Below are 19,166 nucleotides of genomic sequence, written 5' to 3' on the forward strand. Positions count from 1 at the left end.
TACTCCGGCGGCCGATTCATGGCACCACCCCCATGGAGGAAACCGCCAGGGTGCTGACCAACCGGCAACCACAGTCACAGCGGTAGCCATCCAGCGCCAACAATTTGCCTTCCATGGTGAACCCCGAGGCACCCTCGCTGATACGCGTCGTGCCGTGTTTGTCGCAGCGCACCTTGTCACCCATGCAAGCCACCGGCATGCCGAAGGCTTCGAAGTGACCTTCCAGCACCTCGCCGCCATAAGGGCGCAGCGGATCGCCCCTACGCACCAAGGGCATCAAGACACCACCTCCTTCACCCGCTCGACCAACCCGCCACTGCGGGTCAGGTAGTCGAGCATCTTCTCCATGCGCAGCGCGTCTTCGGCTTTGACAATGGCCTGCTTTTGCTGCGCCACGACCTGGCCGATGGCCAACGTCGATTTCAGGATCTGCTCCGCGCCCGGCAGGAAGGGTTCCACTTCGCCCGTGGCGGCGTTGATCACCTGATAACCCACTGATGCCGCGACCATCGTCCCGGCAAAGGCTTTGCCGCCGTAACGACGAATGCTGTACGCCCCGCCCAACACCAGGGCAATGCCCACCACGCGTCCCGCCACCACGACCGGCGTCCAGCGCTTGTTGGATTCATCGCCGAAATACACCGCGCGATAACGGAAGTAATCACCAAACATCTCCCGCGAATTCATGAAGTCATGCAGGAACCAGGCGCGGGAGTCGTGTACCTGATCGTCGAACATGGCGACTACCGCAGCGATCGACGCTGAGTCACTCACTTCAAACCGATTGTCCCTACGTTCGATGAACAGTTCCTTGGCGCGCAACTCTCCGGCCGCCTTGATCTGCGCGTACTCGCGCTGCTCGTCATCCTCGCTGAGCAGATACACCGTGTCCCTCAGCACGCCATCGAATACCAATCCCCCAAAGCTGGTCTGATCTCGGCGCCACTGCTGATAGTCGTGTTCGAACTCGACGGCGGCCTCGCGGATTTGCTGCTGGTCCAGCACTGGTTCGTAAGGCGGTGGGCCGGCAAGGGCGGCCAGATTTTGCGTTTCGACGGGTTGGCCTCGAACGCCCGCGCGGGCCCCTTTGGCCTTCTTCGTATCCATCTGACGCTGGGCTTTCTGCTCGGCTTGCAGGGTCGCGTTGGTTTGCACGGCCTGGCCGTAAAAAGGCTGATTGGCATAACTGCCCCGGGCGAATCGCTCGATTCGCCAACCAGTGAGCCAGGCCAGTTGCGCGGCCATGGTGTCTTCCAGGTTGTGGCCAAGGCGTAGGGGTTCGCTGGTGGTTGGAGTTGAGGCAGGGTCTTCGGCCAAGCCCAGGGTGGTGCGCCAGGCGTTGAAGCGGTTGATGAGCGAATCGTCCAGTGCAAACTCTTTTTCGGTTGCCGTCGACATGGCTCGTGTCGGTTGAATTTGTCGAAGGTCATCCGGGACTATTGCTTCGGACACAGTCAATGGCGCGCCCGCCGAGAAGGCCGCTGCATACAAGTCATGCAGAACAATCTGCGACAACAACTCGCCCGCCCCACCGCGGGCCTTGCCCTGATCCCCAGGTGGGTATCCACCGCCAACGTCCGAATGCATGCCGGGGTAAACCACTTCAGTGGCATAGGGCGGGTAACGGCCGTCGGCATAACGGATCGAGTCCAGCGGGAAACACAACCGCTGCTCGTGGGCGGCGACGAAGTGCCGGCAGTCCTTGATCCACTCAGGGAAACGCGCGACATCCGGCAGTGACTGTGTGCCATCAGCCCAGTCCATATGCCCTTCGGCAAAGGGCGCGGCACGGGCGCTGCCCACCGAGGCCACAGTGTCCAGCAGGCCGAGGAATTCGATGCTCAACGGCAGGCCCAACAGCTTTTGCTCCGGGAGTTCGACGCCTTGCGGGGTATCGAACAGCTCGCTCAACCAGGTGACGAAAGTACGCGCCTCGGCGGCGCCGCGAGAAAAGCCATAGACGAACAATTTGATCGCCAGCACTTTGGGTTGCGCCGTCGCGACCTTGGCCCGCAACGGCTCCAGCAGCGAAGCCATGGCCTGGCGGCGGCTGCTTTTGCCCAATGCGGTCATGGGCCAGGTGGTGGCCATGGCTTTGAGCTTGGTCTGCATCGTGGTCAGCGATAAATCATCTTTAGTCAGTGCAACGGACAACGCGTTTGCGATCTGAAGCAATCCCCAATTGATCCGGTCCTCGCCCCGGTTGGCGAACGCCATACCCATGGTACTGAAATCCAGTTCGCCAATCTCGGGAAAGGGGGTGCCCACGCCAGGAATGTAATAGCGGAAATAACCGCTTTCCGGCTGAAGAATGCTGGCGTGAAAAAGCCGTGCAATATTGGTCGGGTGTGGCGGCTCGGCCACACGAGTGTCGTTGTGCTCGTTGTTATTAGTGCCATCGAAAAACAAGCTGATGTGCAACGCGCGCGCGCACGTGGAAGCCCCACGAAATCCGCGCTGGGCATTTAACTCCTGGCGATACAACTCCACTTCAGCCGTTTGCCGTTGGTAATTCTCCCTTACCGCTTCAGGATCGCTGGGTAAACGCCGCTCCTTGGGAAATAGGGCCGGGACATATACAGAATCACGATTCTTTATTTCGGACATACGGCTGGTTCCTGCATGTTCAGAGGTTCCTTGATCGGATAGGCAGGTTGACCATAAGCCATGCAGGCAGTGGTAGCTTTAACCTGATTACAAGGTAAAAAATGAATTTTTAACGAACACAAATTCTCTGCTTCATATGGTGGAAGCTCCACGATGGCAGTGTGTCTTCCGTAATTGGCTTCATGTTTAGCCAATGCAGATTCATCAAAATTAAACCCATCGGGTTTACGTTTAATTTTTTCATAGGGGGCTGGATCAGTTTCCCACTCCACTTTGAACTTCAAATCCGGCGACCATTGGCTGGGCAACATCACACAACACACTCCCCCCCCGTATCCATTAGGACTGGCATTGCCCCCCCCATAACCATTTACCGAAAAACTATTGATGGCTGCGGACGTATGGTTAACCGCATTCAAATTACCGCCCAAATATTTTGGCGTCCCCGGAGAGCACCCGGTCAGCAACAACAGCAAACTACCGACAGCCCACTGCCGCCCAGCCTTCCCTTTCTCATTACTCATTAAACTCCTCCCTGTTTATTAAGTTGCGCACGAAAAATGCCTGCGACAGGCAACTTTCGTTCACTACCTTTTCTTGAGACGGGAAACACAGACGCTTCTCATGGGCGGCGACGAAGTGCCGGCAGTCCTTGATCCATTCGGGGAAACGCCCGACATCGGGCAGTGATTGAGTGCCATCGGCCCAGTCCATATGCCCTTCGGCGAAGGGCGCGGCACGGGCGCTGCCCACCGAGGCCACGGTATCCAGCAAACCAAGGAATTCGATACTCAATGGCAGGCCAAGGAGCTTTTGTTCTGGAAGCTCGGCGCCTTGCGGCGTGTCAAACAACTCGCTCAACCAGGTGATGAAGGTGCGCGCCTCGGCGGCCCCCCGGGAAAAGCCATAAACGAACAACTTGATCGCCAGCACCGTGGGTTGCGCCGTCGACACCTTGACCCGCAACGGCTCCAGCAGCGAAACCATGGCCTGGCGGCGGCTGCTTTTGCCCAAGGCGGTCATGGGCCAGGTGGTGGCCATGGCTTTGAGCTTGGTCTGGGCGACCGGGAGCGCCAAGCCCTTCTTGTTATCTAACGCAAAAGACAACGCGTCGGCGATTCTCAGCAGTCCCCAGTTGATCCGGTCCTCGCCCCGGTTGGCAAACGCCATACCCATGATACTGAAGTCCAGTTCGCCAATCTCGGGAAAGGGGGTGCCCACGCCGGGGATGTAGTAACCAAAATAACCGTTTTCCGGTTGATCCAGACTGGCGTGAAACAGCCGCGCGATATTGGTCGGGTGGGGCGGTTTGGCCTCGCGGGTATCGTAGGGCTCGTTGTTGTTGGTGCCATCGAAAAACAGGCTGATGTGCAGGGCACGCGCGCAGGTGGAAGCGCCGCGAAACCCGCGTTGGGCATTCAACTGCTGACGGTACAACTCCACTTCGGCCGTTTGCCGATCGTAATTGTCCCTCACAACTGCTGGATCGCTGGGCAACCGCCCTTCCTTGGGAAACAGGGACGGGACATACACGGAATCACGATTCTTTACTTCGGACATACGGCTGGCTCCTGCATGTTCAGAGGTTCCTTGATCGGACTGTTGGGTGACGGGTAGCGCCAGCAGGAAGTGGACACCTTGACCTGATGACAAGGTAGAAAGTGCACTTCCAACGCACACAGTTCGTCTTCATAGGGCGGAAGTTCCACAATCGCAGTGTGTTGCTGGTACTTGGCTTTATGCTTGACCATAAAGGCCCGAAACTCATCGGTTCCCAATGGAGGGGATTTAGCATAAGGATCAGAATCAGTTTCCCACTCCACTTTGAACTTCAAACCCGGTGACCATTGGCTGGGCAACATCACACAACACACTCCCCCTCCATAACCAAACGGAGAGATGTTTCTTCCACCATAACCATTTACGGAAAAATGATTGATCGCCGCCGACGTGTGATTAACCCCGTTCAAATCCCCGGCCAGGAACTTCGGCGTCCCCGGAGAACACCCGGCCAGTAACAACAGCAAACTACCGACAGCCCATTGCCGCCCGACCTTCCCTTTCTCATTACTCATTAAACGCCTCCCTGTTTATTAAGCTGCGCACGAAAAATGCCTGCGGCAGGCAACTTTCGTTCACTACCTACGGCATCACGGGTCTTTACTTCGGACATACGGCAGGCTCCTTCATTTTTATTGGCTCTTTGATCGGACTATTGGGTGAGGGATAAGCCCAACAGGAAGTGGACACCTTGACTTGATGACACGGCAGAAAATGCACTTCCAACGCACACAGTTCGTCTTCATAAGGCGGAAGTTCCACAATGGCAGTGTGTTGCTGGTACTTGGCTTTATGCTGATCGTATGCATCTGGATCGAATCCATAACCCGATGTTTTGCGTTTTATTTTTGCGTTTGGATTCGGATCGGCTTCCCACTCCACTTTGAACTTCAAACCCGGCGACCATTGGCTGGGCAACATCACACAACACACTCCACCCCCGTATCCATTAGGACTGGCATTCCCTCCTCCATAGCCATTCACCATGAAGTAATTAATAGCCGCCGACGTGTGATTAACCCCGTTCAAATCTCCGGCCAGGAACTTCGGAGCCCCCGGAGAGCACCCGCCCAGCAACAACAGCAAACTACCGACAGCCCATTGCCGCCCAGCCTTCCCTTTCTCGTTACCCATTAAACGCTCCCTGTTTATTAAGTCGCGTACGACAAACACCCGGAATGAAAATTTTTTCGCTTAAAGCTACATATACCTGCAACAAACACATTGGCTACGCATAGATACAGACACCCCTTAAACCACAGATAACCCGCCCACTTAATAAGTATGTGAGCTTGGACGCCAGCGTGGCTCAACCGAAAACTTTACATCCGGATATTTTATAGTTGGCGAAATTGAAACTTTACTTTCCTTGTCTTCTACCCCATGCCTACCATCATAGAAAACAAAAGTATTGTTATTTGAATGCAGCCAATCGTTTACTTTTGAGCTGTTGACAGAAGACGCAGAAAGCTTATCTGGAAAAACAAACCTAACCTTTACATCATCATAACGCTCTCCATAATACATCCACATTAAATCAGGCAAGTATCCTTTGAAGGCCGGTATATAAGCCGTCATCGAAGAGTCAACAAGGGGAGCACCATCAACATATAACCTCAGGTCTTTTTTAGTGTCATTCTTATACTCCACCCCATACCTAATTGATTGCGCAGAAGTTCGGAAGCTTTTTGAACCACCAAAGTCAAACTTAATATACCCATGATTCGGCTCCATTCTCGCCTGGATATCAGTCATTTCTTCTGTTCTATCTGCACGCGCGTAGTCATGGGGAATGCTCAGCGTATCGACCGCCAGATCGACTGGAATACTGGCCAGCACGACAACCGGACAAATAATTGTTATATAACAAAGCACGGATGCAAGATCCGCATTAAATGTTAGTACCTGAACATCTGTTACTACCCCCCTGTAATAATCTGCATCGCTGGCAAAACCCAAGTTTTCAATCCGTGCCGCATTTGTTCCGCACCCCATAAGAGATGAGACAAGCAGCCCCACCAATATTAATTTCGCTATAAATTTAGTCACTCTTGCTCCTCTCCACTCGCACCAGACAACACAGCAAATTTGTCCACCGCACAAGCATTCAAACCCCCGAAATAATTTTCGCAACTTGCTTGAAGCACAACGTGGTAACAGCGAGAAAAACACTCCTCACTGGATAGTTGTGAAAACGCTTTCACTGCAAACCCGAGCAACTTTTGCGCATCACTGATGCAGCCCAACCGATCAAACTGCGCATCCGTCAACTCAACCGGAGTGTTTGCTTCTCCAAGTACCTGATCCGAGCCATAGGTGCCCGGTTGCCAGGCAATCCGTTGATCCCGATCCAGCCAACTCCAGAACAGCGCCAGGCTCAGAAACCGTTGTTTCTGTTCCGGATCCAGGACGCTTGCCAACAATTGCGGTAGCACACGCGGATCGTAGAAACGCAGCAAGCCAGACTCTCCTCCCCATTCAAGCTGTGAAAGTCCTTGCAGGGTCTTGGTCAGAACATCGAACGGGATGGGGGAAATCAACAACATGAGTCTCGGCATGTGCCCCATCTGCTCGATGATTTCTTCCAGCCAGGCTTTGTGGTGCCAATCGTCCAGACTGATGCGCATCAGGATCGGCGCCTGAGGCAACAACGTCTCCTCCGGCGTTGTGCTGAAAAATGAAAACCAGGGAATGGCTGGCTCGATGGCTTCGAGTGCTGGTAGCAGGGAAACATCGGAGCCCGCTTGGTCGACGATTAAATCAACATGATCGAGGTCCGCTGCACGGCACAGGCCTTCCAACTGGTCGAGCCACTGTTCATAAGTTTCTTGCATTTATCGTCCCCCACTGGTCGTGCGCATCACTGCGCCCGCCGCCTCGGCTTGAGCAATTTTCAGGCACTCTTCACACACCGACTTCGGCAACACCATCAACGGAAAACTCTGGCCGCCAGGTCCCTCCCAGATATGCTGCCCCCGAGACGTCAGCTTGCTGGAACTTTCCTGAGTGATGCCGTCGTTCGGATCGATGCGGATGAAATTTTCTCCACTGGCCAGCGTGATGCCTTTTTTGGCCGTGAACAGCAGATGCCCCTGCACCGACTGCATCGTGACGTCCAGTTGGGCAATCAGATTCAGTAGATCGTCGTGGGACTCGATTTCCAGCGGCCCCTTGACGGAGACCACGCGCAGGCCTCCCTGCTGGGCCAGCAGGGAGATGCCTTGAATGGCGTGGGCTAAAAGTCGCTGGACGGCGGCCAGATTGATGTCGTCGTCACTTTGCAGGTGGAGCGCGTCGCCGCTTTTCAGTAGCAGGCTGGCCGGGGTCACCGCACCGATGCCCTTGGGTGCGCTGAGCAAGATGGCCGCGTCGGCCAGGTCTTTCGCGGCGGTTTGCAACTGCTGCAAGCCGTCGAGAGTGGGCTGGCGGCTGTGGTGGGCCAGGGCGATATCTTGCCAGTAGGCTATCTGCCCTTTCGCCCCCTCGATCAGGCTGGATGCGGCCCCCATCTCCAGCACCTGCCCTTGGGCTTTGCTCTGTTCATCGGAGCTGATAAACAACCCCTTGCCCGCCCGAATCGCCCCCCAGGCATCGGTGCGCAACTCAAAACCCTCGCCGCGCTTCTGCCGCTCGGCATCCACCACGTGCCCGAGGTTGAGCTGGCTCTTGCCGCTGTGTTCGGTGCTGAGCTTGATGTGCTCCTGGCCGCGGGTATCGTCCAGCCGCAGCTTGTTGTTGGCCGGGGTGCGCAGCACGTTGCGCTTTTCGTTGTACATCGTGACGTGGTCGGGGTGCTGGCTGTCGTGCAAGGCGTGGGCGATGTAGGGCCGGTCCGGGTCGCCCTGTTCGAAGGCCACCGCCACTTCGGTGCCGGCGATCAGCGGCAGGTGCAGGCCGTGGGTGTCGCCGGCGTATGCCCGGGCCAGGCGCAGCCAGGTGCTTTCGCGACCGGCGTCCCAGGTGTCGCGGTCGAACAGGAATTGCACCCGGTAGCGGCCTTCGGCGTCGGTATCGGCGTAGGGGTTGTTTGCCTGCGCGCTGGTCACCCGGGCCGGCACGGTGCCGGCGATCAAGGGTTTTGGCGGCACATCAGGGCGAAAGCACACCGTCTGCGCATAGGGGATGGCCTGGAAGCTGCACTCGAAGCTGCGGTCGCGGGCGGCGCCGGCCTTGAGCGCGATGATCACCGCCCGCGGCGCGAAGGCCTGGGGCGCGCCGTCGGTGACTTCCAGTACCTGGCCTGGCGCCAGGCGGGCGCTGCTGCTCATGCCGCAAAGGCGGGTGCGGCGGTTGAGGTAACGCTCGTGGCGCAGGCGCGCATAGAAGTAGCCGCTTTCGCACTGCACGTCTTCGGGGAAGGCATGGCGGTCGCCGAGCGCGGTGTAGGGTTCGGCGTAGTGATAGGCCTCGCCGTAGGTGCCCTTGGCGCCGCGCGTCTGGTCGATGTCGCCGTCGAGGTACGCGCGGGCGTCACGGTGGTGGTAGGCGNTCGGCGTAGTGATAGGCCTCGCCGTAGGTGCCCTTGGCGCCGCGCGTCTGGTCGATGTCGCCGTCGAGGTACGCGCGGGCGTCACGGTGGTGGTAGGCGCGGATGTTCACGTGCTGCTCCACCACCTGGTGTTCCGACTGCAAGGCCCAGACGCTGTCCTCACCGCTGCTGCTCAACCCGCAGAGCGGACGCAGCGGCAGTTCGACGTCGAACTGGTAGGCGCGCGGGGAGTCGTGGAATTCGACGACGTCGATACTCAGGCGTTCGTCGCTGGTGAAGCGGTACCAGATGCCGACTTCGGCCAGCAACCGGGCGATGAAGGCCAGGTCGCTTTCGCCGTATTGCATCACCTGCTCGCGCCGGGGGTATTCGCGGTGCAGGTGGAAGAGGAAGTCCTGGCCCCTGAAATCGTGGCGACTGCGCAGGATGTGCTCGACGATTTCCGGCACCGACCGGTGCTGGTAGATCCGGTATTGCCGGCCCCGCGCGAGCAGCGCCAGACGCGGTTGCAGGGTGACTTCGTAGCGTGCCTCGTCGACGGAACCGGACAGGCGTTTGAAGCCACCGATCACCCCGTGCAAGCTGCGCAGCGGCTTGACCTCGGACGGTTCGAAGATCAGCGACGAGAGCTTTTCCGGTAGCGCGTGCAGGCTGAAGCTAGCTTGTTGGCCAAGCATGAGCTCGGCGTCGATGTCGAGCTGGCTGGAGGTGAACTCGATGTAGTAGCTGAACGGCTGGCTGAGGTGTTCTTCGCCGTGGAAGGCCAGGACGTCGAGGGGGGCGTCCAGCTCCCGGACCCAGAGTGTGTGGCGGCTGTGGTCGAAAAAGGTACGCGGTGCGTTGGACAAAATCAGGCCTCCCTGGGCTGTTGAAGCGGACGGGGAGGCTTCGTTGCCTCCCTCGCTCGAGCGCCGGGAAGCTTTCAAGAAGCTGACAATGGTTGATATAGGACGCTTCTAATAAGCGTGTAGGGTGTTTCCGAATAATGCGGCAGGCCACAACGCCCTAAGACTCTGCCTACAACAGCAAAAGAATCCTCGGCATCTCGACAGTGGCCATGAATGAGTCTTCCTGATCAGAACTCCACCTGACAACCGGCAGCAAAAACCATTTGCAGCAAAATATTACATACGTCATATTATATCCGTCATAATTAACCGCCACCCTGACAGGTATCCCTCCATGACCAGCATGTCCACCGTTGAACCCGACCTGGCTGCCTCGGTGCCTGCCGCAAAACCTCCCCTGCTCAAACGCCTGCTGTTGCCAACCGTTGGCATCGCAGCACTGGTCCTGGCCGGTATGTACGGCGCGCATTGGTGGACTGCCGGGCGCTTTATCGAGGAAACCGACGACGCCTACATCGGCGGCGACGTTACGGTGATCGGGCCAAAGGTGGCGGGTTACATCGACGAAGTGCTGGTGACCGACAACCAGAAGGTCAAGGCCGGCGATGTGCTGATCCGTCTCGATTCGCGCGACTACCGCGCCAACCTGGCCAAGGCCGAAGGCGCAGTGGCCGCCCAGGAGGCCTTGCTGGCCAACCTCGACGCCACCGAACAACTGCAACAGGCCGTCATCGGCCAGGCCCGTGCCGGCATCGACGCCGCCGGTGCCGAAACCGCCCGCTCCCGGGACGACGATAGCCGCTACAAAAAACTGGTGACCACCAACGCCGTCTCGGTGGAAAGCGCCCAGCGGGCCAACGCCACGTTCAAGACGGCCCAGGCCCAAAGCAACCGCGCCCAGGCTGAATTGCTGGCCGCGCAGCGCCAGTTGAATGTGATCGACACCCAGAAACAACAAGCCCGGGCCGCCTTGATCCAGGCCAAGGCGGAACGCGACCTGGCGCAATTGAATGTCGGCTACACCGAACTGAAGGCACCAGTCGACGGTGTGATCGGCAATCGCCGGGCCCGGGTCGGCGCCTATGCCCAGGCCGGCTCGCAATTGCTCTCGGTGGTGCCGACCAGCGGCCTGTGGGTCGATGCCAACTTCAAGGAAGACCAACTGGCACACATGGTGCCGGGGCAACGGGTAGTGATCCGTGCCGACGTGCTCTCGGGGCAGGAATTCCATGGTCACCTGGACAGCCTCGCCCCCGCCAGCGGTTCGCAATTCAGTGTGTTGCCGCCGGAAAACGCCACCGGCAACTTCACCAAGATCGTGCAGCGGGTGCCGGTGCGGATTCACCTCGACCCGGCCGACAGTGTGCTCGGCCACCTGCGTCCGGGGTTGTCGGTGACCGCTGAAGTGGACACGCGCAAGGAGCCTGAGGCGCCAGCCGTGGCCAGCGCGCCATGAGTCGCGCCCTTGCCGCCCCGGCGCAACCGTTCAATGCCGCGAGCATGGCGACGGCGACCAAGGTCTTCGCCTTTGCCAGCATGTGCATCGGCATGTTCATTGCGCTGCTGGATATCCAGATCGTCTCGGCTTCGTTGCGTGACATCGGCGGCGGGCTCTCCGCCGGCACCGACGAAACCGCGTGGGTGCAAACCAGTTACCTGATCGCCGAAATCATCGTGATCCCGCTGTCGGGCTGGCTGTCCCGGGTGTTCTCGACGCGCTGGCTGTTCTGCGCCTCGGCGGTGGGCTTTACCCTGGCCAGCCTGTTGTGCGGCGTGGCCTGGAACATCCAGAGCATGATTGCCTTCCGTGCCCTGCAAGGGTTTCTGGGCGGCTCGATGATTCCACTGGTGTTCACCACGGCCTTCGTGTTCTTCACCGGCAAGCAACGGGTGATCGCCGCCGCGACCATCGGCGCAGTGGCGTCCCTGGCACCGACCCTGGGGCCGGTGATCGGTGGCTGGATCACCGACATATCCTCCTGGCACTGGCTGTTCTACATAAACCTGCTCCCCGGCATCTTTGTCGCCGTGGCCGTGCCGATGCTGGTGAAAATCGACCAGCCGGAACTGTCGCTGCTCAAAGGCGCGGATTACTTGAGCATGGTGTTTCTGGCGCTGTTCCTCGGCTGCCTGGAATACACCCTCGAAGAAGGCCCGCGCTGGAACTGGTTCAGCGACCGCACGATCCTGACCACCGCATGGATCAGCGGCCTGGCCGGACTGGCATTCATCGGCCGGACCTTGCACGTGGCCAATCCGATTGTCGATCTGCGCGCCTTGAAGGATCGCAACTTTGCCCTCGGCTGTTTCTTCTCGTTCGTCACCGGCATCGGCCTGTTCGCCACCATTTACCTGACGCCGCTGTTCCTCGGCCGGGTGCGTGGCTACGGAGCGCTGGACATTGGTCTGGCGGTTTTCTCCACCGGGGTGTTCCAGATCATGGCGATTCCGCTGTACGCCTTTCTGGCCAATCGCATCGACCTGCGCTGGATCATGATGACCGGCCTTGGGCTGTTCGCGTTATCGATGTGGGATTTCAGCCCGATCACCCATGACTGGGGGGCCAAGGAATTGATGCTGCCGCAAGCCCTGCGCGGGATTGCCCAGCAATTGGCGGTACCACCGGCGGTGACTTTGACCCTTGGCGGCCTGGCACCGGCGCGGCTAAAGCATGCGTCGGGGTTGTTCAACCTGATGCGCAACCTGGGCGGGGCTATCGGCATCGCCGCGTGCGCAACCATCCTCAACGACCGCACCAATCTGCACTTCACCCGGTTGGCGGAGAACCTCAACAGCACCAACGAGGCACTCAACCAATGGCTGTCCCAGGTCGGCAACAATTTTGCCGCCTTTGGCCAGAGCGGTGACGCAGGGGTCACTGCCAGCCTGCATCAGCTATGGTTGCTGACATACCGCGAAGCCCAGACGCAAACCTATGGCGATGCGTTCCTGATGATCATGGTCTGCTTCATTATCGCCACGGCGATGGTGCCCCTGATGCGCAAGGTGCAACCACCGGCCGCGCCGAGTGCCGATGCTCATTGATGTTTTTGCGGGTCAGGCCTGGGGCATTTTGCGAAAGCCGATGGCCAGGCGGTTCCAGGCGTTGATGGTGGTGATGGCGACGGTCAGGTCGACCAATTCCTTGGCATCGAACTGGGCGCTAGCCAGTTCATAGTCTTCGTCCGGGGCGTGGGTCTGGCTGATCAGGGTCAGGGATTCGGTCCAGGCCAGTGCGGCGCGTTCACGCTCGGTGAAGAACGGCGTTTCGCGCCAGGCCGACAGTGTCGCCAGGCGACGCTCGGACTCACCACCCTTGCGCGCATCGGCGCTGTGCATGTCCAGGCAAAAGGCGCAGCCGTTGATTTGCGAGGTACGCAGCTTGACCAGTTCGATCAGGTTTTTTTCCAGTGGCAATTTCGACACTGCTGTTTCCAGGGCGATCATCGCTTTGAGGGCATCAGGGGAAGCGGTGTAGAAATCGATCCGGGTTTTCATGGTGTGTTCCAGGGCAAATGGGTGTGTCACTACGTTAGTGCCACGACCGGTCTGCACAAATAGCCAATCTTTCAAAAGTCGAGGAGGCCATTGGCTGTGCTTTCTTGAAAGAAAGTGCTATTTGAGCCGGCAAGTCCACAACCTCTACTCCGAACACCACGGTTGGCTGCAGATTTGCAGCGCGAGTGGCATGGTGAAGAAAGTTACTCCCACACTAGATCTGCATCATTCACAAATCTACTGTGGGAGATACTATGGTTGGAGGTGAAGGCTTCAAGCACCGCCAGGCTCAGAATCCGTCGTTGCCGCTGGCCAATAACTGGCCAGTTCCAATCTACGTAGCCCTCTATTGGTCACATGTTGTACAAGCCCCGTATTAATCCATCGGCCGTTGGCGTCCGCCTCCATAACGCTACGCGAGGGTTCTTTGTGCATGACACTGACGGTATCGTCTATGTTCAAGGGCAGCACTACCGACTCCGCCTCCGCCAAAACATCGCCACGCAGTTCACGAAGATAACGAACTCCACCATCGGCTGACTTCAGGGCAACAGCCAGGTACACCGAAGCAACATACATGTGAGGGACAACCTTAAAGAATTCAAACCTAACGACGTTATCATCAAAGTCAAACTTCACATACCCGACAACTTGATCGTAGTATCCTTTGAGAAGCCAAGTAATTCTCGCACCACCAACACCATCGCTAACTGGAGGACGAACAAACTCTATTTTTTTGTAACGCATCAACAACTCGTCACGCACAGGTCCGGAAAACGAATTAATGGCCAGCTCAAAATCCTTTTTCAATGGAGACGCCTCACGTAACACCAAATGAGGAGACTGTTCAAAAAGTGTAGATTTTTTTTCCATTTCTGCTTGCAGATTGGCACCTGCATTAGTGGTCAGCTCAACATTCACAAGTCCTTGCTCAGTCACTCTCAAATGATTGGTTTTTTTTGCATCATCAATAACCTTCGATGCATCACTACCAGTAGATTTCATACGTGAAGGTTCTTCATGAAAAATCTCAATGGAAAATCCTGGCTCGATGGGTATCTCCTGAGAAAACAACTCTGTTTTATCCCCCATCATTTGCCGATCAAAAACCACCAAACCTTGCATATTACGTACTGTCACCTGCCCATATAACTTTGCTCCGGCATATTCATGCGGTACCTCCAGAATTACATCCACCATCAATTTTCCGAGCGAAACTGCCACAGAAATAGTGCAAAAATCACCATAGAATCCGCCAAGCATGATTTTTTGATCGGCAAGAGAGCTGGCATGCTTACGGAAATAAATGCAATCGTAGCTAGTCGACCCTTGTTTGACGATTACATATCGACTGGTTGGCTGATATTCTCCGTTTGCTGCGAAAGGCAACTGCAAGGCATATACCCCTACTGGCAAATCGAGTACAGACACGCTCAGTTGATCAATTTTTACACACCGAGATTTACCACTACCACTCTTTAGAACAAGCATCTGCCCGACCACTTCTCCGAACACATCCGAATCAAACTTCAAGGTCACACTTCCCGTCAAATCAGTTACCGCCGCCAGCTGTGCCGCACTGACCAAATGCAGAGGGCTCCTCACCGCCAACAGTTGCTGAAGAGGCTCTATCATGCTTGCAGGCACAAGTGCATAAAGCGGATAGACTGGAGTAGCCCCGCTATATGAGTTTTCATCAATTTGCCGCTGGCTCAGTTCGATGTTCGCATGCTCCATGAACGCAGACACATCCGAATCAGCGACATCAATGGCAGTACGGCTCAAATGATCCATCATGGGGTTATCCGCAAGTGAAAATCCGACGCTGTTGCACAGCTTCCGATAACGCTTATGAAACTGAACAAGGCATTGCTCACCTGCACGGTGAAATACCAGCATCAAAAAAAACAATGCCATATATATATCAAGAGGTCTTTCACTGTCGAACTCTGTCATCGCCCTTGAATAAAGATTCTGTTCCCCACCGTCATACAACCAACCATCTCGATAAACATCCTCCCCCATAAACTTGTGCTGATAACTTGCTGCAAAAACATTATTCCAAACCTCCCCCATTACCAAGGAACTGTTAGACATAAACGCGCCTTGATAACCATGCCCTATCTCGTGCAAGGCTCCCCAATTGGTCGGCTTGGTATCCAAAGAAAAATCAGCAACTGAGTCCGCAGCAACCGCCGTCCATCCGCCAGAATAATAGGCGAAGGGGCTGGCAGATTTGTCTGCTTTCATAAAAAAACGATTAGGAATATTCTTATTTTCTGGTGTATCCGGTGTAAATGAAAGCCCTTCCAAGTGATTATAATATTCAAAAAGACCATTATAATAGTTCACCAAGTGCTGCAAACCAACATTCTGACTCAACGCTTTCACTGCATCCTTGTCTTTTGCTGGAATCAAAATATTCATATAGACAGAACTAAACAATGCAAATTCAGCCTCTGACTGATCCCACAATGAAAGAAAAGAACTGTCCGGTATGGCCTCTGTATAAACCGGTAAAAACTTCCATCCCCCACTAACTTCAATTTCAACCTCAGTCAACTCTCCTGGCTTGTCCGTATAGCGCGTAGTCACAAATGGAACTGAAGGCACACTTGCTACAAGCGATTGCCACTGAGCTGTTATTTCTGCATGCTTTTCATTTTTACTATCATCATTTAATAAATTTAAACTAGCGGAAGGATTGCTCATCGGAGTTTTCTGCCGAAAACGTATAGTTGCGCCTGCTGAAATAACAATATTCAGAGTTTTTCTATCGTGATTAACCCCTTTATCCAGACCCGAGTTCATCATCCACACAGGACGCTCAAGAGTATAAAACTGATGTATAACCGACAAAACTTCTTGATTGTGCATTTGCTTTACCCACTCAATTAAAAATTTAATTCAGGTAAAACGTTACGCGCAAACACAAACCGTAAGAACTGGTATAAATGACAGTTTTTTAGTCTTTAAAATAATATAAAACCGAAAATTATGAATTTTCTGCATAAGCAGTAATTAATGATTCAGCATTTTTTTCACCAACTCACGTAGTTTTGACCACCCGGCATAGGAGTAAAAAGTCGCCGTGACCTACCCGCGATTGCGCAACCACTGCAAAAAGCCCTTCTTCACCTGCGCCACCGGCAGGTCCTGAGTCAGGGTTTTCGCCTTGTGCAGCCGGTAATCGAGCAAGGTTTTCATTGCATCGTTGATGTCTTGACGGGCATCCAGGCATGGCTTGAGGTAGGACTTTTCGATGCGGTACAGGCCACAGAAGGTCTTGGCGGTAAACCGTGCAGGCACCGAGCTGTCGTCCAGGATCCCGGCCTCGCCTATCACTTCCCCCGGCCCCATGCGCCCGGACTCGAAAGGTACGCCGTGCCGGGTCAGCGTCACCGTCACTACCCCGGACTCGATGATGAACAGGTGATCACTGACCTCCCCCGCCTCCAGGATCGTTTCCCCGGCGCGGAACGATTGCAAGGTCATGTTCTGGCTGAAGGTGTCTTTCTCTTCCTGGCGCAGGGTAGAGAAAATCGGCGAGCTGTCGAGCAATGCCCGGGGTCGCGACAGGTTGCCCGGCGGATTGGGCTCCACGCTCGACAGCAGGTTGACGCCGGACGCCTGCAAGTGCCGGTAGGCCAGGTCGAACAGTTGATTGCGCACCGAACGCTTCTGGTCCATCTGCGCGACAAACCCGCTGATTTCATAGACCACGCCGGTGTTACCGGCAGTTTTCATGCCGACACTCGGCGACGGTGTCTCCAACAGAAAGCGGCAACCCTGCATGGCCCGTTCCAGGGCTTCGATCACCGTGTTCGGCCGCGCGTGGGGGCTCACTTCCAGCGAAACGGAGATGCCGAACATATCGCTCGGCCGACTGAAATTGATGATCTTGGCCTTGGCGGCCAGGGAGTTGGGTATCACCGCCATGCAACCCTGGGCGGTCTGCAGGCGCGTGGCGCGCCAGTCGATGTCGGTGACCCGGCCTTCCATGCCATCGATGGAGATGTAGTCATCCAGTTGATAGGGCTTGGTGGTGTTCAGGACGATCCCGGAAAACACGTCGCTGAGGGTACTTTGCAAGGCCAGGCCGACGATGATCGCCAACGCACCGGACGTCGCCAGCACGCCCTTGACCGGCAGATCCAGCACATAGGCCAGGGCGGCAATCACCGCGATCAGGAAAATCACCGCACCGAGCAGATCCTGAAGTAATCGCCCGGTATGCCCGACCCGCTGCATCATCACCGCGCCGATCAGCACGGTCAGGGTCCGCGCACCGAACAACCACCAGCCGATCTGCAAGCCGGTGGCCGCCAGATGCAAGGGTACGTTGTCAGGCCAGGGCGGCGGCTCCATCGGGTTCAGGCCTTCGTTGAACAGCAAGAGGCTGAACAACGAGAAAATCACCACCCGCACCAACAGCCGCCAGGCGCTGCCAAAGGCACTGAGCAAGTACCACAACCCAAGATCGATCAGGATCAGCGCCATCGCGCAAATCAGCGGGTGTTCGGTGAGCAATGACAGCATCTAACAACTCCAGCCAGGGCCAATAACGCGAAGATCGCATGGATTGGCGTCAGTGTAGGTGGAATTGATTTGGCTGGTTGAACACGTCTGGCTGGACACCCAAAAAACCTGTGGGAGCGAGCTTGCTCGCGATGGCGGACTGACAGTCACTACATCAGTGCCTGTTCTACCGTCATCGCGAGCAGGCTCGCTCCCACAGGGGAAAGCGTGTTGGCTGGATTACTTGCTGTTTGCCAGCGCGCTGTAACTGGTCATCAGGTTGCGGTAATCCGGAATATGGTTGGAGAACAATGTGCCCAACCCTTCGACATCGTTGCGCCAGTCGCGGTGCAGTTCACAGGCCAGGCCGAACCAGGTCATCAGTTGCGCGCCCTGAGCGGTCATACGGTTCCACGCCGATTCGCGGGTCAGTTCGTTGAAGGTGCCGGACGCGTCGGTGACCACGAACACCTCAAAGCCTTCGGCCAGGGCCGAAAGCGCCGGGAAGGCCACGCACACTTCTGTCACCACACCGGCGATGATCAGTTGCTTCTTGCCGGTGGCCTTGATCGCCTTGACGAAATCTTCGTTGTCCCAGGCGTTGATCTGGCCCGGGCGAGCGATGTATGGCGCGTCCGGAAAAAGGGCCTTGAGTTCGGGCACCAGCGGTCCGTTAGGGCCCGTTTCGAAACTGGTGGTGAGGATGGTCGGCAGCTTGAAGTACTTGGCCAGGTCGGCCAGGGCCAGCACGTTGTTCTTGAATCGATCCGGGTCGATGTCGCGCACCAGTGACAGCAGGCCCGCCTGATGATCAACCATCAGAACCGCGGCGTTGTCCTTGTCCAGACGCTTGTAGGAAGTGGTCATTGCAGTAGTCCTCGCGTGTTATCGATGCCGAGTGGAAATCGGCGTGGGGTCACCGGTCAGCGCTGGGAGTCCAGCGCCTCGTGTTCGTTCGCCACTTGCTGGGCCTTGAGGTAACTCTCGATCAGCAATTGATAATGCGGCATGGCCTGGGCGTAGACAGCGGCCCACTGCTCGGCATCCGGACGGTTCCACGAGCCTTGCAGCTCAGAGAGCGTCGCCATGATGTCGATCGGCACCACCCCGGCCTGGGCCAGGCGGGCAACGGTCAGATCAGTGGCGAGTTTCGAGTGGTTGCCGGAGGCGTCGACCACGGCAAACACCTTGTAGCCTTCATGCACGGCGGCGATGGACGGGAACGCCAGGCACACGCTGGTCAGGGTGCCGGCGATCACCAGGGTTTTCCTGCCGGTGGCTTTGACCGCCGCGTGAAACTCCGGGTTGTCCCAGGCGTTGATTTCACCTTTGCGCGCCACGTACTGCGCATGGGGTGCGGCCTCGTGAATTTCCGGGATCAACGGCCCGTTAGGCCCCTGGGGAACAGAAGCGGTGGTGATCACCGGCATCTTCAGCAGGGTCGCGGCCTTGGCCAGGGCAATGGCGTTGGCGCGCAGTTGGGGCACGTCCATGTCCTTGACGATCTGGAACAGTCCGCTCTGGTGATCGATCAACAGCATCGCGCTGTCGTTGGGGTCGATGGTCGGTTTCTGGCCGTTGAAGTTGGCCGCGTAGACAGTGTTCATGTGCGTTTCCTCTTTTTTTTGGGCAACAGCCATCCCTGG

The 19,166-nt window shown here is 56.6% G+C and carries 16 protein-coding genes and 1 pseudogene; 2 read left to right on the forward strand and 15 right to left on the reverse strand.

What is annotated here, in order from left to right:
* Positions 1-16: 16 nt before the first annotated feature.
* From ASD95_RS24815 to ASD95_RS30015, 10 genes and pseudogenes are all read right to left on the reverse strand, one after another.
* Positions 17-280 (reverse strand): PAAR domain-containing protein, encoded by a 264-nt coding sequence (locus ASD95_RS24815; RefSeq protein ID WP_056722572.1) that lies wholly within the window; start codon positions 278-280, stop codon positions 17-19.
* Positions 277-2,607, reverse strand: a complete 2,331-nt coding sequence (locus ASD95_RS24820) for a T6SS phospholipase effector Tle1-like catalytic domain-containing protein (RefSeq protein ID WP_056722574.1) — start codon at positions 2,605-2,607, stop codon at positions 277-279. Before ASD95_RS24820 ends, ASD95_RS24815 begins: the two co-directional genes overlap by 4 nt.
* Complete coding sequence (locus ASD95_RS28920; protein WP_082562899.1) at positions 2,595-3,131, reverse strand: DUF3304 domain-containing protein; 537 nt, start codon at positions 3,129-3,131, stop codon at positions 2,595-2,597. Before ASD95_RS28920 ends, ASD95_RS24820 begins: the two co-directional genes overlap by 13 nt.
* The gene (locus ASD95_RS24825; RefSeq protein WP_082562900.1) at positions 3,124-4,167 is read right to left on the reverse strand and encodes a DUF2235 domain-containing protein; all 1,044 of its coding nucleotides are present in this window, start codon (positions 4,165-4,167) and stop codon (positions 3,124-3,126) included. Before ASD95_RS24825 ends, ASD95_RS28920 begins: the two co-directional genes overlap by 8 nt.
* Entirely contained in the window at positions 4,155-4,682 is a 528-nt protein-coding gene (locus ASD95_RS24830) for a DUF3304 domain-containing protein (RefSeq protein ID WP_056722576.1), read from the reverse strand. The genes ASD95_RS24825 and ASD95_RS24830 overlap by 13 nt, the downstream gene beginning before the upstream one ends.
* Before the next feature lie 85 nt (positions 4,683-4,767).
* A complete protein-coding gene (locus ASD95_RS24835; RefSeq protein WP_056722578.1) occupies positions 4,768-5,301 on the reverse strand; it encodes a DUF3304 domain-containing protein in 534 nt (177 codons plus the stop codon).
* A gap of 141 nt (positions 5,302-5,442) precedes the next feature.
* Positions 5,443-6,216, reverse strand: coding sequence for a YceK/YidQ family lipoprotein (locus tag ASD95_RS28925; protein ID WP_082562901.1), 774 nt, complete (start codon positions 6,214-6,216; stop codon positions 5,443-5,445).
* The gene (locus ASD95_RS24840; RefSeq protein ID WP_082562902.1) at positions 6,213-7,001 is read right to left on the reverse strand and encodes a DUF4123 domain-containing protein; all 789 of its coding nucleotides are present in this window, start codon (positions 6,999-7,001) and stop codon (positions 6,213-6,215) included. The genes ASD95_RS28925 and ASD95_RS24840 overlap by 4 nt, the downstream gene beginning before the upstream one ends.
* Positions 7,002-8,655, reverse strand: a 1,654-nt coding sequence (locus tag ASD95_RS24845; protein WP_236709762.1) for a type VI secretion system Vgr family protein, incomplete at its 5' end; no start/stop codon positions are given.
* A 1-nt stretch (position 8,656) separates the two neighbouring features.
* Positions 8,657-9,582 (reverse strand): annotated as a pseudogene (locus tag ASD95_RS30015) (type VI secretion system Vgr family protein); the annotation flags it as partial.
* Between the two features lie 256 nt (positions 9,583-9,838).
* Here ASD95_RS30015 and ASD95_RS24850 point away from each other — a divergent pair.
* Positions 9,839-10,960: an HlyD family secretion protein gene (locus tag ASD95_RS24850; protein WP_056722583.1), complete on the forward strand. Its 1,122-nt coding sequence runs from the start codon at positions 9,839-9,841 to the stop codon at positions 10,958-10,960.
* Positions 10,957-12,549, forward strand: coding sequence for a DHA2 family efflux MFS transporter permease subunit (locus ASD95_RS24855; protein ID WP_056722586.1), 1,593 nt, complete (start codon positions 10,957-10,959; stop codon positions 12,547-12,549). Before ASD95_RS24850 ends, ASD95_RS24855 begins: the two co-directional genes overlap by 4 nt.
* Before the next feature lie 12 nt (positions 12,550-12,561).
* On the opposite strand, the gene ASD95_RS24860 is transcribed toward ASD95_RS24855, so the two are convergent.
* The 5 genes from ASD95_RS24860 to ASD95_RS24880 all read right to left on the reverse strand — a co-directional run bounded on the left by ASD95_RS24860 (position 12,562) and on the right by ASD95_RS24880 (position 19,127).
* Positions 12,562-13,002 (reverse strand): carboxymuconolactone decarboxylase family protein, encoded by a 441-nt coding sequence (locus tag ASD95_RS24860; RefSeq protein WP_056722587.1) that lies wholly within the window; start codon positions 13,000-13,002, stop codon positions 12,562-12,564.
* A gap of 273 nt (positions 13,003-13,275) precedes the next feature.
* Positions 13,276-15,879, reverse strand: coding sequence for a putative mucin/carbohydrate-binding domain-containing protein (locus ASD95_RS24865; RefSeq protein ID WP_082562903.1), 2,604 nt, complete (start codon positions 15,877-15,879; stop codon positions 13,276-13,278).
* A 219-nt stretch (positions 15,880-16,098) separates the two neighbouring features.
* Positions 16,099-17,541, reverse strand: a complete 1,443-nt coding sequence (locus tag ASD95_RS24870; RefSeq protein WP_056722591.1) for a mechanosensitive ion channel family protein — start codon at positions 17,539-17,541, stop codon at positions 16,099-16,101.
* Between the two features lie 219 nt (positions 17,542-17,760).
* Entirely contained in the window at positions 17,761-18,387 is a 627-nt protein-coding gene (gene ycaC / locus ASD95_RS24875) for an isochorismate family cysteine hydrolase YcaC (RefSeq protein WP_056722594.1), read from the reverse strand.
* Between the two features lie 56 nt (positions 18,388-18,443).
* Entirely contained in the window at positions 18,444-19,127 is a 684-nt protein-coding gene (locus tag ASD95_RS24880) for an isochorismatase family protein (protein ID WP_056722596.1), read from the reverse strand.
* Positions 19,128-19,166 lie beyond the last annotated feature (39 nt).

It is taken from the genome of Pseudomonas sp. Root71 (assembly GCF_001429045.1).
Lineage (GTDB): Bacteria > Pseudomonadota > Gammaproteobacteria > Pseudomonadales > Pseudomonadaceae > Aquipseudomonas > Aquipseudomonas monachiensis.

Excerpts from the sequence above, each read along its gene's own strand:
- ASD95_RS24820 (WP_056722574.1), bottom strand. The coding sequence starts at position 2,607 with ATGTCCGAAATAAAGAATCGTGATTCTGTATATGTCCCGGCCCTATTT.
- ASD95_RS28920 (WP_082562899.1), bottom strand. The coding sequence starts at position 3,131 with ATGAGTAATGAGAAAGGGAAGGCTGGGCGGCAGTGGGCTGTCGGTAGT.
- ASD95_RS24825 (WP_082562900.1), bottom strand. The coding sequence starts at position 4,167 with ATGTCCGAAGTAAAGAATCGTGATTCCGTGTATGTCCCGTCCCTGTTT.
- ASD95_RS24830 (WP_056722576.1), bottom strand. The coding sequence starts at position 4,682 with ATGAGTAATGAGAAAGGGAAGGTCGGGCGGCAATGGGCTGTCGGTAGT.
- ASD95_RS24835 (WP_056722578.1), bottom strand. The coding sequence starts at position 5,301 with ATGGGTAACGAGAAAGGGAAGGCTGGGCGGCAATGGGCTGTCGGTAGT.
- ASD95_RS24840 (WP_082562902.1), bottom strand. The coding sequence starts at position 7,001 with ATGCAAGAAACTTATGAACAGTGGCTCGACCAGTTGGAAGGCCTGTGC.
- ASD95_RS24850 (WP_056722583.1), top strand. The coding sequence starts at position 9,839 with ATGACCAGCATGTCCACCGTTGAACCCGACCTGGCTGCCTCGGTGCCT.
- ASD95_RS24855 (WP_056722586.1), top strand. The coding sequence starts at position 10,957 with ATGAGTCGCGCCCTTGCCGCCCCGGCGCAACCGTTCAATGCCGCGAGC.
- ASD95_RS24860 (WP_056722587.1), bottom strand. The coding sequence starts at position 13,002 with ATGAAAACCCGGATCGATTTCTACACCGCTTCCCCTGATGCCCTCAAA.
- ASD95_RS24865 (WP_082562903.1), bottom strand. The coding sequence starts at position 15,879 with ATGCACAATCAAGAAGTTTTGTCGGTTATACATCAGTTTTATACTCTT.
- ASD95_RS24870 (WP_056722591.1), bottom strand. The coding sequence starts at position 17,541 with ATGCTGTCATTGCTCACCGAACACCCGCTGATTTGCGCGATGGCGCTG.
- ycaC (WP_056722594.1), bottom strand. The coding sequence starts at position 18,387 with ATGACCACTTCCTACAAGCGTCTGGACAAGGACAACGCCGCGGTTCTG.
- ASD95_RS24880 (WP_056722596.1), bottom strand. The coding sequence starts at position 19,127 with ATGAACACTGTCTACGCGGCCAACTTCAACGGCCAGAAACCGACCATC.